Genomic DNA, 14,247 nt, shown 5'->3' with positions numbered 1-14,247 from the left:
CTCGAAAGGCATCGACATGCGCCGCCGACCCGCCCTCCTCGTCACCGTCACGGCCCTCCTGACCATGGCCCCGTCACCGGCGTCCGCCGCCGTCCAGCCCGGCGTCACCTACTCCGGCGAGGGCACCTTCTACGGCGCGACCGGCGCCGGGAACTGTCTCTACGACCCCACCACCGACATCGCCGTCGCGGCCCTCAACCACACCGACTACGAGGGCTCCCGCATGTGCGGCGCCTTCCTCCGGGTCAAGGGCCCCCGCGGCGAGCTGACGGTACGGATCGTCGACCGCTGCCCGGAGTGCGCCCCCGGCGACATCGATCTCGGCCAACAGGCCTTCGCCCGGATCGCCGACCCCGTGGCCGGGCGGGTGCCGATCACCTGGACCCTGGTCAGCCCCGACCTCGCCGGCCCGGTCTCCTACCGCTACAAGGAGGGGTCCACCCAGTGGTGGTGCGGCATCCAGGTCCGCAACCACCGCAACCCCGTCGCCCGCCTGGAGGTCCGCACCGGCTCGACCTGGCGCCAACTGCCCCGCCAGGAATACAACTACTTCGTCTCGGCGGACGGCACCGGCTGCGGCTCCGACGTCCGTGTCACCGACATCCACGGCCAGACCCTCACCGACACCGGCATCACCCTCACCCCGAACACCGACCAACCGGGCCGCGCCCAGTTCACCAAACACTGACCCGTGGGAAGGGTGAGGGCATGGACACCGATCTGGACACCGACCTGGACATCGACGCCCTGCGCCGGGACACCCCCGGCACCGACCATCGTGTGCACCTCAACAACGCCGGAGCGGCCCTGCTCTCCCGCCGGACCCTGGACGCCATCACCTCCCACCTGGAACTCGAAGCCACCATCGGCGGCTACGAGGCGGCCGGCCAGGAACGCGACCGTATCGACGCCACCTACACGAACCTCGCCCGGCTGGTCGGCGGACGGCCCGACGAGATCGCCCTGTTCGACAACTCCACCCACGCCTGGAACGCCGCGTTCTACGCACTCCCCTTCAAGCCCGGCGACCGTATTCTCACCGGCCGCGCCGAGTACGGCAGCAACGTCCTCGCCTACCTCCAGGTCGCCCGCCGCACCGGCGCGGAGATCGTGGTCGTCCCCGACGACGCCTCCGGACAGCTCGACACCACCGCCCTCGCCGGCCTGATCGACGAACGCACCCGGCTGGTCGGCGTCTCCCACATCCCCACCAGCGGCGGCCTCGTCAACCCGGCGGCCGAGATCGGCCGGATCACCCGGGCCGCCGGTGTCCCCTTCCTCCTCGACGCCACCCAGTCCGTCGGCCAGTTCCCCGTGGACGTCGAGACCATCGGCTGCGACATGCTCACCGCCACCGGCCGCAAGTTCCTGCGCGGCCCGCGCGGCACCGGTTTCCTCTGGGTGCGCTCCGAGGCGCTGGCGTACCTCGACCCCCACGTCACCGAGATCCGCGCGGCCACCTGGGACGGCGGACGCGGCTTCACCTGGCGGCCCGGCGCCCGCCGCTTCGAGACCTGGGAGGTCTCCTACGCCAATGTCCTGGGCCTCGACGCGGCCGTACGGCAGGCCCTGGACCTGGGCCTGGACCGCGTCGGCGCACGGGCCGTCGCCCTGGGCGCCCATCTGCGCGACCGGCTCGACGCCCTCCCCGGTGTCACCACCCACGATCTCGGCGAGCACCGCTGCGCCATCGTGACCGCCAAGGTCGCCGGCCTGCCCGCCGCCGAGGTCGCCGCCGCCCTCGCCCGGCAGCGGATCAACGTCACCACCACCGTCCCCGAACACACCCAGTTCGACACCGAACACCGAGGCGTCCACCCCCTGGTCCGGCTCTCCCCGCACTACTACAACACCGAGGCCGAACTCGACCGTACGGTCCAGGCTTTGGCCGACCTGGCGCACACGGCGCGCTGACCGTCGGGATCGCTGCCCCGGGCGCGGGCGGACGTCGGGGCATGTGGCCCAGGACACGTGCGGTCCGTGGTCTGCGCCATTTTCGGGGCGGCGGTCCTCGGCTACGTTGTGCCGCGTCCCCCCGTACCCATGGACGGCTCAGTGTGCTCGCAGACCTCTCCCCCCTCATAGCGGCGACCACCCAGTGGCTGACGCGCGCCTACCCGGCGAGCGGTGGCGCGCTGGACGGTGCGCTCTGCGAGGCGCAGGCCCGGCAGGCCGTCACCGTGGCCGCCCGGCTCCGCTACCCGACGCCGACGGACGCCGCGCTCGTCGGCATGGCGGGACCGGGCGGCACCACCCGGCTCGACTGGATCACCGGTTTCGACGAGGACCTGACACCCGACGAGTACGCCTGGCGGACCTGGGTGGACGAGGTCGTGGCCAGCTGGGCGGCCTGTCTGCTCGCCGACCCGGAGCTGGCCCGCACCGCCGTGGCCGCCCTCGACGACTCCCCGCACACGGCCGGGTCACCCGCCGCCTTCCGCCGCCTCCTCACCCCGGACGACCTGGACCGACGGGCCGCCGTCCTGCTGCGCCACCCCGATCTCCTCGCGCCCGTCGCGTCCCTGCACCACGCCGGCTTGCTCGACGCGCTGAAGCCGGGGCAACCCCTGTCCGCCCCGTTGACCTGAGCCCGCGTGGCCCACGGCCGATCCCCGGCTACCAGCGCAGCGGCAGCGTCGCGAGGTGCGCGTCGAGCAGTCCGGAGATGATCCGGTGGTCGTGCAGCGAGGGGTGCCAGTCGCAGCCCAGATAATCGAGCCCGGGGTCGTCGTAGTACCAGTGGCTGACCCGGCCGTCGCCCCGCCGCCCCCGCTCCGCCACGATCCGCCGGGTGGCCTCCTCGAACGCGGTGGTGTTCCCGAGACGGGCGGCGGCCACCACCAGGAACGTCCTCGCCCCGTACCGGGCGCGCAGTTTGTCGAGGAAGCCGTGATAGGCGCTCTCGTAGGCGGCGACCAGCTCGGCCGCCGTGCTCCAGCGTTCCCCGGGGTTCAGGGGTGTCGAGAAGTCGTTGATGCCGAGCCCGATCACGACGACCCGCGGACGCCAGCTGTCCGGCTTCCGCCAGACATCGCCCTCGACGTTCAGCAGGGCCCGGTCGTAGTACGTACGAAAGTCCGTGCCGGGGTCGCCGCCGTTGTAGTTGCGGACCATTCCACGGCCGGAGAAGGCGTTGATCTGGCAGTCGGCGTCCAGCTTCCGGGCGGTGAGCGCGCCGAAGGCGAGATCGGCGTTGCTGTTCCGGTTGACCCCGCCGTTGGCGGAACAGTCCCGGCTGTCGGAGACATTGCCGTACCCGGCGGTGAACGAGTCGCCGATGAACTCGATCTGCCTGCTCCGCGCCCGGGGTCTCGCGAGGATCGCGCCACCGGGTGCCGCGACGAACCCGCCGAACCGGCCGGCCGCCCACGGACTCTCCGTCCGCTTCACCACCCGCACACGGTGCGCGCCGTCGCCGAGGCCGTCGATCCAGGAGACGGTCCGGCCCGGGGTGACGAGCGTGGCCACGGTCGTTCCGTCGATCTGGACGTCGTAGTCGTTGTCGGCGTCGTCGAGGACCACCCCGACCCCGGTCCCGCGGAACCTCCCCTCGAAAGAGACACCCGGCCAGCTGTACCGCACGGTTCCGTCGGCGGCCTTCTTGACCCGGCCCACGGTGTGGAACCGGGTGGACGACCGTCCTTCGGCTTCGGCGGCCCGGGAGGGGGATACGACGGTGGTGACGAGCCCTGCGGCAGCGGCGGTGATCATCGTTCGTCGGGGTAACCGGCTGGGCGTGTGCATGTGACCGTCCCTTCGGCGCGTGGAGGATGGGAGCGCTCCCATAGTGGCGTGCGCTTTCGAAGGTGGCTGTCACCCGTGCCGCCGTCAACCCCTCGCTGGGAGGTCCTTGTGCGCCGGGCCGTGATGCGCGGCGCCGGCGAACGGTCAGGGCCGCCATCGCCGCCATGCTGACGGTCTCAGTCATGCCAGCCATGCCAGCCATGCCGGTCATGCCAGCCGTCCCAGCCGTCTCAGCCGTCCCTGCCGTCCCTGCCGTCTACATCGCCCCGTGCTCCTCGTAGCCCCCGTCACTCCGCAGCCCGTGGCATCCCGGCGTCGTCAGGGCGCCGTCAACTCCGTCAGATCGGCCAGCAGTTCCGACACCGCCACCGGGTCGATCTCCTCGAAGCGGACGCTGTGGGGGTCCTTCGGCCAGTAGTCGCTGGGCCGGGTGGCGAGCCAGAGGTACTCCACCTTCTGCTGCTCGGCCGGATCGAAGAAGCCGACGGAGATGCCGTGGTCCGGTATGAGCACCGCGTAGCGGTTCGGGGCGAGCCGCTTGGAGATCCAGCGTTCGACACCGGCGTCCAGCGGCTGCCCGCGCCGCCACCCGCGCCGCTCCAGACCGACGAGCCGGCCCGTCGTCACCGTCAGTCCCTCGAAGCGCTCCAGGCGCCACCCGGCGGCGTCCTCCGCCGTCAGCTCGAACACCTGCCGCCCCAGCTGTGGGAACGGCTGGGTGATCTCGTGGGCCGCGAACAGCTCCGCCCAGGTGTCCAGTTCACCCCGCAGCAGCAGCGGGTGCGCGATCCGTACGGTCGTCGTGTCCGGCAGCGTGAACACACTGTCCTCGACATCCGCGAACGTACGGTCCTCGGCCACCCGGAAGGCGGTCGTCGTGCCGTCCGTGTCGCTCAGCCACACCAGCCGCCGGACCAGATGCCACAGCAGCGGATGCCCGACGAACAGTTCGCGGAACTCGGCCGCCGACCACGAACGGCCCTCCACCATGGCCGACTCCAGCCGCCGCACCTGGTCGGCGGCGATGGTCCGTACGTCCTTCTTCAGCGCCATGAACCGCTTGCGCTCGGCGGGCGCCAGCTCGGCGTCGTCCCGCGCGCCCGGCTGCGGCAGGTCCTTGCGGCGGTTGCCGTCGGGGTCCTGGACGAAGGGGCGCAGCTGTTCGTCGAAGCCGACCGTGAACGTACGGCCGCCGTAGTCGATGACCGTGGTGCCCCGCGCGTCCAGGCCGAAGTCGGGCACCAGCCGGTCGGCGAGTTGCTTACCGGTCAGCCCCAGATCCTGCGCCAGCTCGGCGATCTTCTCCTGCGCGCGGGCCTTGAGCCCCTTGAACTTCACCCGCTGCGCCACGCTGTGCAGATGCATCAGCGCCACGTCCGTGCCGATCGCCGCCAGCACACCGAGCCCGTCCACCGCCCGCTGGTGGCCGCCCTCGCCGGGCCAGGTCCGGACCAGCGGGGTGAGTCGGCGTACCGTCCCGTCGTCGCCCAGCAGCCCCAGCGCGGTCAGCGCCCAGCCCGCCTCGCTCGGCATCCCGGCGAGCCGCCACTGCTCGAACAGCGCCCAGACGACCTCGGCGAGCGACTCCGGCGCGCAGACCTCCCGGACCGCGGCCAGCCCCGGATACGGCTCGCCCGGCCTGGACAGCGCGAGCATGGTCACCACATGCCGGGTGGCGTCGGCGGGCAGCGCGCCACCGGAGCGCACCAGGATCTGCGGCAGCAGCAACGGCTCCGCCCACTCGACGGGCTCGGGCAGCTTCTCCGGCAGGGCCGTCGCCAGCGGATCGGCGGACAGCAGCTCCTCGATCGCCGCCACGGCCTCGGCGCCGTACCGCTCGGCGGCCGACCGCACGACCTGCTGGCCGTGCAGGGCCACGATGGTGTGCAGCGCCTGCTCGGCGTACCGGCGCGCGGTGCCCGCCCGGCCCAGGGCGTCCGGCACCAGCAGCGGCGCGGCGGCCTCGCCGTGCCGCCGGAACCAGGAACGGGCCGTCCCCCGCGCCGACTTCAGCCGCACCGCCCACTCGGCGGCCAGCCGGGCCGTCCCCACGCTCGCATACGGCAGTATCAGCGGCGCGAGCGACGCCGGCCACTGCGGGACGGTCCGCAGCACCACGCCGAGGGCGTCCGTGCCGAACCGGGCGACGACCGGCTTGAGCGCGGCGGCGTCGTCCAGGCTCCTCGGATTCCACTCGTCCAGCAGCGGCCGGACCAGCTCCTCGGGTTTGCCGAGGAAGATCCCCAGCAGACCGACCTTGTCCGCGCGGACCGCGCTCAGCAGCGCGTCCGGATCGTCCGGCCACTCGGTCCGTGCGGCCCAGTCCCGCTCCCACGACTGCGCGTCCGCCCACTCCTGCCGCTCACCCGGCAGCCAGACGATCCCGGGCACATCCTCGGCGACCAGTCCGGCGACCGTGCGGACCTTGACGGCCTTGCGCGGCCGGAGCCACGGCGGACCGGTCAGCACCTCGGGCAGGGAGGCGGCCGGGGCGTCCGGCACCCGGTCCTTCGGACTCAGCAGCGGTGCGACGGCACCCGCCGCCTCCGGCGGGAGGGAGGCGAGGACCTCCTCGGCCAGGTCCGGGTGGCCCGAGACATGGACCAGCAGCGCGTACCGCAGGGCGTCCGTGTTCGGTCCGCCCGCAGCCACCGCCTCGGCGAGCATGCGCAGGCCACGCCGGGGGTAGCGGCGAGCCGCCTTCGCCACGAAGGGCTGCGCCCGCTTGTCGTCGAGCTGTCCCAGCAGCAGCGCGAACGCCTCGTCCGACGGCAGCTCGACCAGGATCGCGTTGACCTTCTTGAAGGTGTCCGCCGTGACGTGGTAACCCTTGAGCGCTTCCGCCACCAGAGGCGCCACCGCCGTGCCGACGCCCTCGGCGACGGTGGCGACCGTCGACATCGGCCAACCGTTGTAGCCCAGCGAGGCGGTGCCGCCCAACCGCCGGACCTGCTCGGGGTCGTTCAGCGAACACAGCAGCATCGAGCGCAGCACCTGGTCGCGGGGACGGTCGGCCTCGGGGGCGTCCACGCACTCGTCGACCCATGCCGTCTCACCGGGGACGAGATACGAGACGACGACGCGCTCGCGTGCCCCGCCCCGCACCCCCGCGAGCGCCGCGACCACGGCCCGGTACGTGTCCTCGTCGGTGTCGGCGAGCAGCGCCCGCAACCGGTCCAGCACACCGCGCACCCGTGCCACGTGGCCCGCGTAGGCGTTGTCCGCCGGGCGCTCGACGTGCGCGTCCGAGCGGTGGGTCCCGCTCTGTCTGAAGTACACCTGGATGCCGCAGAGTTCGATGGCCGCGAGGGCGGCGAAGACCGTCCCGTGGGCCTCGACCCAGGCGTCGGCACAGGCCGCGCCCGACCAGGCGAGGTCGGAGGTGAGGGCCAGCACCGCCGCGCCCAACGGATCGGCCGTACCCGCGAGTCGGGCCTCGGCGGCCCGCACCAGGTCCGCGTCGCTCCGCGGACTGTCCAGATACTGCCGCACCCAGGTCTCCGCACCCCGCAACCGCCGCTCGGCCTGTTCCGCCGCCCCCTTGCGCGGGGGCGTCGGCCTGCGACGGACACCACCCCGCCTCGGGTGGAGATGACGGTGCCAGGCGGCGGGCAGGACGAAGGTGTCCTCGTCGGGCGGTACGGAGGCATCCCCGTCAGGCGCCACGGAGTTGTCCTCGCCGGCCGCCGGGGTGTCCGGAACGGAGGAGCCGGAAACAGCGCTGCCCGGAGCGGTGCTGTCCGTAACGGCGCCGCCGCCCCCCTCACCGATGCCGCCCGCGACCGCCCCGCCGACCTCCCGATACCCCTTGCGTTCCTTGGCCGCGACGCTCTTCCGCAGATACTCGGCGGCCTCCTCCGGGGAAGCGCACTCCTTGACCTGGGTACGCCCGTCCGTACCGCAACGCCCGTACCGGACGGTGACCGTGCCCCCGTCCGCCTCGGCTTCCCAGAACTTCGACGAGTTCCCTTCGGCATACTCCCAGCGGCGCACGCCCCCACCCCTTCCGACCGTGCCGGCTCCCCGGCCCCACCCCACGCGGATCCAGCCGCCGACCGGCGGAAAACGCCAGGCCCAGCGACGATCACCACAGTAGGGGGAGCCACTGACAACGCGCCGGTCGGCCGATGACGGTGGCCGCCCCGGGCCGGTTCAGCGCCCTCGGCGCTCGGCTCCCGCCCGCAGTTCGCCGCGCAGCCGCTCCGGGGTCCACTCCTCGCCGACGGCCCGCCAGAGCAGGTCGGCCTGGGAGGGCGGGGCGAGGCCGTCGACCGGCGGGTCGAGGTCGAGGTTCGTGGGGAAGGGGTAGCCCTCGGCCGTGGCCGCGACGACACGGCGCAGCCAGTCCTCCGTGGCGCCCTCGGACCTGCGGCGCGACAGGTGCGCGGGGTTGAAGAAGGCCGCGTCGCCCTTGTCCAGCGGGAGTTGGACGTTATGGGCGTCGAAGTACCCGACGAATTCGGGCAGTCGCCAGGCGAGGTAGCCGGGCTCGTACTTCTGCGAGTGCGGCAGATAGAGGGTCGGGCCGGACTCGACGGGCATGTCGCAGTGGGCGACCGCGCCCTGGAGGGTGAGCACGGGGGAGAGCCGGTGGACGTGCGCGGGGTAGGCGGCGGCCTGCCGCTGGGAGAGGAAACCGAGGTGGTAGTCGCGGTGCGGACTCTGGGCCGCGCCACCGGGGTTGACCACGTTGACCTGGGAGGTCACCTGGTAGGCGGGGCCGAGCCAGGCCTCGGCGATCAGCGCCAGCATGTCGTTGGCGTAGTAGTCGGCGAACACGTCCGGCGCCCGTACGGCCATCTTGTCCAGGGCGTTCCAGACGCGGTCGTTGGCGCCGGGCTTCGCGAAGTGGTCGCCCCGGGCCGTTCCGGCGGCACGCTCCTCCTCGATCAGCTCCCGGAACGCGGCGGACGCCCGGTCCACGACCGCCGGGTCCGTGAACGCGCCCTTGAGCACGACGATGCCGGGGCCGTCCAGCAGAGTCCGGACCAACTCGGTCTGCACGTTCCGACGGCCCTCCGGGGTGGCTGTCAGAGCCCGGAGCCGCTCGCTGTCGTAGAGGGGCACGTTCTGCTCGACCCGCTCGGCCGAGGGATGCTCGGCGGGGTCGGTGCGCTGCTCGACGAGCGCGCGGAAGGTGTCGAGATCGCAGTCCGCCTCGGTCAGCCAGGTCCGTGACACCGCAGCGATGAAGGACATCGCGGCTCCTTTCGCAGGCCTCGTGTTCCTGCCAGTCTGCGCACCGGAAACCCCTCATTCAATGCGCGGAAACCCATCAAAAACACCTCACGGAGGCTCAGGCGACACCGGCCCACAGGCCCCAGGTGCACCCAGGTGTCCTGTCGCCCGTGTCTCCCGTGTCGCCCGCGAACGGTCGCCGGATGCGGCATAGCGTGGCCCGGGCAGATGACGGCCGACCCCGGGTGGCGCGATGTGCTGGAGTGCGACGGCCGATCTCGTGGCGGGTGCCGGTGTCGCGGCTGTCGGGGCGGCCAGTGTGGCGCTGGTGCGCGACCGGCGTGATCTGCCGCTCGCCGCGCTGCCGTTGCTGCTCGGGGCGCATCAGATCGTGGAGGCGGCGGTCTGGTCCTCGCACGGCGGCAGCGGGCCCGCCACCGTCGCCTGGGCCGTCATCGCCCTGCCGCTGCTGGCCGTGTGGGTCCCGGCGGGCGTGTGGTGCGCGGCCCCGCGAGCCGCCCGGACCCGGCTCACCGTGCTCCTCGCCATCGGCGTCGCGACCGCCGCCGCGCTCGCCCACGGCTTGGCCACCGGCCCGGTGACGGCCGAGATCCGCGGCCGCACCGTCGGCTACACGGTCGACCTCTCCCACCCGGCCCTCCTCATCGCGGGCTATCTCCTCGCCACCGTCGGCTCCCTGCTCCTCTCCGGCGACCGGCGGCTCCTGGTGCTCGGCGTCCTGGCCGCCGTGGGCGCCGCGATCTGCTGGGCCCTGTGGCGACTGGAGTTCATCTCGACCTGGTGCGCCTTCGCCGCCGTCTGCTCGGTCGTGCTGCTCGGCTGGGTGCGCGCACGACGCCGGTCGCATCTCCGGGGCGCCGCCGATCCTTGGTGAATCAATCATCCACCGAGCTGTTGACTTTCGGCTTGACCAGCCAGAGGATTTCGGAGGTGACACACTCCGCCGCCGGGCCACCCGGCCCGGTCCTCCCCGCGGCCCTCGACGAGGCAGCCCACCGCTGCCTCGTCGCGGGCTTCGACGGTACGACGACCGTCCCCGACACCCTGAAACGGCTGATCGACCGCGGTCTGGGCGGGGTCATCCTGTTCACCCGCAACATCCGCGACGCCGACCAGGTCCGCGAACTCACCGGCACCCTGCGGACGCTGCGCCCCGACCTGCTGGTCGCCATCGACAACGAGGGCGGCGGCATCGGCCATCTGGTCGCCGCGGGCGCCCCCGAGGTGCCCGGCTCCTGGGCGCTCGGCGCCGCCGACGACCCGGGCCTCACCGCCGCGTGCGCCGACGCCCTCGCCGGACATCTGCTCACGCTCGGCATCACCGCCTCCTACGCCCCCGTCGCCGACGTCCAGAGCCGCCCCGAGAACCCGATCGTGCGCACCCGCGCCTTCGGCGGCGACCCCGAGCTGGTCTCCCGGCATCTGCGGGCCTGGATCGAGGCCACCGAGGCACGGGGCGTCGCCTCCTGCGCCAAGCACTTCCCCGGCCACGGCGGCACCGTCACCGACAGCCACCACGACCTGGCGGTCGACCCGCGGCCGTACGAGGCCCTCGACCTCGCGCCGTTCCGGGCCGCCGTCGACGCGGGCGTGCCCATGCTGATGAGCGCCCATGTCGTCTTCCCGGCCCTCGACCCCGATCTGCCCGCCACCCTCAGCCCGCGCATCCTCTCCGACCTGCTGCGCGGCGAACTCGGCTTCGACGGCGTCCTCGTCAGCGACGCGCTGGAGATGAAGGCCATCGCCGACCGTTACGGCGAGGCGGCCGGTGCCCGGCTCGCGCTCGCCGCCGGGGCGGACCAGGTCATCGTCGCCGTACCGGATCTGGAGGTCACCCTCGCCTGCCGGGACGCCGTGCTCGACGCGCTACGGACGGGCGACCTCGCCGAGGAGCGGGTGACCGAGGCCGCCGAACGGGTACGACGGCTCGCGCTGCGGTACGCGGTGCCGTACCGGCCGGGTGCCGTGGCCGCGTGGGACGCGGAGGCCGGGCTGACGGCGGCGCGGCGGGCGCTACGGAGCGGGGGGCCGTTGCCGGAACCGGTGCCCGGCGCCCATGTCGTCGACTGTTTCCCGCCGCCGCACCCCGCGCTCAACTGGGGCGGGGAGGGCCTTCTGACCGAGATTCGCGCGCTCGATCCCACGGCCACGGGGGCGACTGTCGCCGGGGAGCCGGACGATCTCGGGGCCGTCGTGGGGGAGGCGGTGCGGGCCTCCGAGGGGCGCCCGCTGGTCCTCGCCTTGTGCGACGCGGAGCTGTACCCGTGGCAGGGTCGCCTCCGGGATGCCGTGCTGGCGGTCCGACCGGATGTGCTGGTGGTCTCGACCGGCCTGCCGGAGGTGGGCGATGCGGTTGCCGCGCACGGGCGGGGGCGGGTGAATCTGCGGGCCCTTGCCGAGGTCTTGGTGGGGCGGAGGTTCTGAGGGAGGCCGGTCCCCGGCGGGGGGTGGTTTCCGCCGTGGACCGGCCTCCGGTCCGTGGGGCTTCTCGCGCAGTTCCCCGCGCCCCTGAAAGGCAGGGGCTGCGCCCGCTGCCTTTCAGCCCGCAAGGCGGGGCTGAGCCCGCTGCCTTTCAGCCCGCAAGGCAGGGGTCGCGCCCGCTCTCTTTCAGCCCGCAAGGCAGGGGCTGCGCCCGCTGCCTTTCAGGCCCGCCCCTCACTTCCCCTCGATCAGCTCCGTGATCCCTCGCGCCGCGAGATAGGTCGTGTCTTCCGTGTGCTCCGCCAGGACCACTGCCGGGCGGACGCCCTCCTGGCGCAGGCGCATCCAGGTGTCGAAGAAGGCGCCTCCGGGGCCCGAGACGGAACGGGTGGCCGGGGTGCAGTCGAGGACCAGGGCCGTCGTACGGGGCGTGGGCGGGACGGCGGCGGTGCGGAGCTCGGCGGCCGTTGTCGACAGGGCCTCCGCGATCGGCTTCGGCCGGCCCGCGGAGTCGAACAGGCCCAGCGTGTACTCCAGTTCGGGGAAGTCGGCCAGGGAGCGGTCGACGTCGTGGGAGCACCACCAGGTCACGCCCCATAGACGGTCGCAGCCGGCCGCGTTCAGCAGGGTCGCGCGGGCGAAGTCGGGGGCGTCGGCCGCCGGGATGTGCGGCTCGGGGGCGCCGGTCTCCTGGACCCAGACCGGGCGGGCCGGGTCGGTGGCGTAGGCGGCGGCCAGCTCCGTGCCGTACTCGGCGAGGTGGTGCACCTGCGGTGAGCGTGGGCCGTAGCGGCCGGCGCAGTTCGCGGAGAAGACCCAGGGGTGGACGGTGGTCAGGTCGCCCTTGCGGGCCGAGGCCTCGGGGGTGAAGGGGTGGTCGTCGCCGTACCAGGCGGCGTCGTACGCCGAGTGGGTGACCAGGCCGCGCCCCTCGCCGAGCCCGTCCCGGGCGGCGGCCAGCAGGGTGTCGAGGTAGTGGTCGACCTCGGCCACGGAGACCGGGTTGTGTTCGACCAGGTTGTTGAGCTCGTTGCCGAGCTGGAGGCCGATGAGGTGGGGGTGGCCGGAGAGGGCGCGGCCGAGGGTGCGCAGCAGCAGGGCCTGGGCCTCGATGGCCTCCGGGTCGGTGAAGACATTGCGGTGGTGCCAGCTGCGGGTCCACTCCGGGTAGAAGTCGAAGCTCGACAGATGGCCCTGGACGCCGTCCACCAGCACGTCGAGACCGCACTCGGCGGCCAGGTCCACCAGGCGGACCAACTGGTCCACGGCCGACGCCCGGACCAGCGTGCGGTTGGGCTGGAGCAGCGGCCAGAGATGGAAGACCCGGACGTGGTCCAGGCCCAGCCCGGCGATCTGGGCCAGGTCCTCCCGCGCGAGCCCGGGATCGAAGTCGTGCCAGGCGTGGAACCAGCCCCGGCGTGGGGTGTAGTTGACGCCGAAGCGGAGTGCGGGTGCGGGCGAGGGCGGCGTGCTGATGGCGTCCTCCTCAAGAGACGGACCTTGTCTCCGGCGAATGTATCAACCACCATGGACGGCAATGAATAGTGATTTGAACCAAGCTTCGTCCCGGGCTTCCGCGACGGGGCCCGCCTATGTCGTCGGTATCGACGCCGGCGGCACCCGTACCCGTGCCGTCCTCGCCGACCTGGCCGACGGCCGCACCCGGGGCGAGGGCACGGCCGGGCCCGGCAACTCGCTCACCGTTCCCGGCCCGGCCCTCGCCGACCATCTCGCCGAGGCCGTCGCGCGGGCCGTGCCCGAGGGGCTGCGCGGGCGGGTGGTCGCGGTGGCGGGCGGCTTCGCGGGGGCCGGTCACCAGGCCCAGGGCGCCGACGAGCCCGGCCGGCTGCGGGCCCGGGCCGCCCTGACCGCCGCGCTCGCCCGGCTCGGCATCGAGGCGTCCGAGGCCGACGGACATGCCGGCGTCCAACCCGGTGTGCAGATCAGCGTGCACAGCGACATCGAGACGACGTTCGCCGCGGCCCCCGGCCATCCCACCGACGGGCTGGTCCTCGTGGCCGGGACCGGCGCGGTCGCGGCCCGGATCGCCGGACGGGTGCCGACCGCGACCTCCGGCGGCGACGGCTGGCTCCTCGGGGACGACGGCGGCGGCTTCTGGATCGGCCGGGCCGCCGTACGGGCGGCCCTGCGCGCGGCGGACGGCCGCGGCGTCCCCACCGCGCTCGTCCGCTCCGTCGCCCGCGACCTCGGCCTGCCGGAGGAGGTCCTGCCCCCGGAGGGATACGGCCTCACCGGCACCGACATCGGTACGAGAACCGGCACCGGCACCGGCGCGAGCACGGGCTCCGGCGCAAGCCCGGGCTCCGGTCCCGTCGCGTGGAGCGCCGAGCAGCGGACCGCCTACCGCGCCCGGCTGCTGCCCGCCGTCATGGACCGGTCGCCCGTCCGGCTGGCCGACCACGCGCCCGGGGTGGTGCGGACCGCCGAGGACAAGGACGCCGTGGCCGTACAGATCCTCCAGGAGGCTGCCCGCCGCCTTGCCGAGACCGTCGCCGCCCTCGCACCCCGCACCGGCGAACCCCTCGTCGCCACCGGCGGCCTGCTCGCCCCGCACGGCCCCCTGCTGCCCTCGCTGTCCGAACGCCTGGCCCCGCACCACCTCGCCGTCACCCCGGTCTCGGACGGCTCCCCGGGCGCCGTCGCCCTGGCCCGCCTCGCCCACGCCCACGCCTCCGGCGCCTGACCCGGCAACTCCCCCCGGCCTCAGCTCCTCCCTCGCCGACAAGGACGACCATGCCCCCGCAGAACCAGCCGCTCACCCCGGCCACCACGTCCCCCACGTCGGCCACCACCCCCGCGCGGCCCCCGTACCTCGACCCGGCCGCCCCCCTCGGCACCCGCGTCGCCGACCTCCTCTCCCGC

General features: G+C 73.6%; 10 protein-coding genes. 6 read left to right on the top strand and 4 right to left on the bottom strand.

Annotated elements, in window-relative coordinates; all coding sequences use genetic code 11:
* Window positions 1-16: 16 nt before the first annotated feature.
* The 3 genes from ACZ7MG_RS31210 (at window position 17) to ACZ7MG_RS31200 (ending at window position 2,588) form a co-directional block, all read left to right on the top strand.
* Window positions 17-688, top strand: a complete 672-nt coding sequence (locus ACZ7MG_RS31210) for an expansin EXLX1 family cellulose-binding protein (protein WP_471386660.1) — start codon at window positions 17-19, stop codon at window positions 686-688.
* Between the two features lie 20 nt (window positions 689-708).
* On the top strand, window positions 709-1,914 hold the full coding sequence (locus ACZ7MG_RS31205) for an aminotransferase class V-fold PLP-dependent enzyme (RefSeq protein ID WP_471386663.1): 1,206 nt from the start codon (window positions 709-711) through the stop codon (window positions 1,912-1,914).
* A 143-nt stretch (window positions 1,915-2,057) separates the two neighbouring features.
* A complete protein-coding gene (locus tag ACZ7MG_RS31200) occupies window positions 2,058-2,588 on the top strand; it encodes a hypothetical protein (RefSeq protein WP_471386666.1) in 531 nt (176 codons plus the stop codon).
* A gap of 28 nt (window positions 2,589-2,616) precedes the next feature.
* On the opposite strand, the gene ACZ7MG_RS31195 is transcribed toward ACZ7MG_RS31200, so the two are convergent.
* The 3 genes from ACZ7MG_RS31195 to ACZ7MG_RS31185 form a co-directional block, all read right to left on the bottom strand.
* Window positions 2,617-3,711 (bottom strand): SGNH/GDSL hydrolase family protein, encoded by a 1,095-nt coding sequence (locus tag ACZ7MG_RS31195; protein ID WP_471386668.1) that lies wholly within the window; start codon window positions 3,709-3,711, stop codon window positions 2,617-2,619.
* A 351-nt stretch (window positions 3,712-4,062) separates the two neighbouring features.
* Window positions 4,063-7,737 carry a DUF4132 domain-containing protein gene (locus tag ACZ7MG_RS31190; RefSeq protein ID WP_471386671.1) on the bottom strand — a complete coding sequence of 1,225 codons (3,675 nt, stop codon included), beginning with the start codon at window positions 7,735-7,737 and terminating at the stop codon, window positions 4,063-4,065.
* A 159-nt stretch (window positions 7,738-7,896) separates the two neighbouring features.
* Complete coding sequence (locus tag ACZ7MG_RS31185; protein WP_471386674.1) at window positions 7,897-8,943, bottom strand: phytanoyl-CoA dioxygenase family protein; 1,047 nt, start codon at window positions 8,941-8,943, stop codon at window positions 7,897-7,899.
* A gap of 232 nt (window positions 8,944-9,175) precedes the next feature.
* Here ACZ7MG_RS31185 and ACZ7MG_RS31180 point away from each other — a divergent pair, with 232 nt between their 5' ends.
* Together ACZ7MG_RS31180 and ACZ7MG_RS31175 are read left to right on the top strand one after the other, a co-directional pair.
* Window positions 9,176-9,817 (top strand): DUF6629 family protein, encoded by a 642-nt coding sequence (locus ACZ7MG_RS31180; RefSeq protein WP_471386676.1) that lies wholly within the window; start codon window positions 9,176-9,178, stop codon window positions 9,815-9,817.
* Window positions 9,818-9,873: 56 nt separating this feature from the next.
* Window positions 9,874-11,367 (top strand): glycoside hydrolase family 3 N-terminal domain-containing protein, encoded by a 1,494-nt coding sequence (locus tag ACZ7MG_RS31175; RefSeq protein WP_471386679.1) that lies wholly within the window; start codon window positions 9,874-9,876, stop codon window positions 11,365-11,367.
* A gap of 231 nt (window positions 11,368-11,598) precedes the next feature.
* Here ACZ7MG_RS31175 and ACZ7MG_RS31170 read toward each other — a convergent pair whose 3' ends face one another.
* A complete protein-coding gene (locus tag ACZ7MG_RS31170) occupies window positions 11,599-12,879 on the bottom strand; it encodes a glycoside hydrolase 5 family protein (protein ID WP_471387364.1) in 1,281 nt (426 codons plus the stop codon).
* Window positions 12,880-12,913: 34 nt separating this feature from the next.
* Here ACZ7MG_RS31170 and ACZ7MG_RS31165 point away from each other — a divergent pair, with 34 nt between their 5' ends.
* Window positions 12,914-14,068 (top strand): BadF/BadG/BcrA/BcrD ATPase family protein, encoded by a 1,155-nt coding sequence (locus ACZ7MG_RS31165; RefSeq protein WP_471386682.1) that lies wholly within the window; start codon window positions 12,914-12,916, stop codon window positions 14,066-14,068.
* Window positions 14,069-14,247: the final 179 nt, after the last annotated feature.

It is taken from the genome of Streptomyces sp. NPDC107538, assembly GCF_055657445.1.
This window is presented reverse-complemented; position numbering and strand designations above follow the sequence as displayed.

Coding starts and splice junctions, on each gene's coding strand:
- ACZ7MG_RS31210 (WP_471386660.1), top strand. CDS start 17: ATGCGCCGCCGACCCGCCCTCCTCGTCACCGTCACGGCCCTCCTGACC.
- ACZ7MG_RS31185 (WP_471386674.1), bottom strand. CDS start 8,943: ATGTCCTTCATCGCTGCGGTGTCACGGACCTGGCTGACCGAGGCGGAC.
- ACZ7MG_RS31205 (WP_471386663.1), top strand. CDS start 709: ATGGACACCGATCTGGACACCGACCTGGACATCGACGCCCTGCGCCGG.
- ACZ7MG_RS31180 (WP_471386676.1), top strand. CDS start 9,176: ATGTGCTGGAGTGCGACGGCCGATCTCGTGGCGGGTGCCGGTGTCGCG.
- ACZ7MG_RS31195 (WP_471386668.1), bottom strand. CDS start 3,711: ATGATCACCGCCGCTGCCGCAGGGCTCGTCACCACCGTCGTATCCCCC.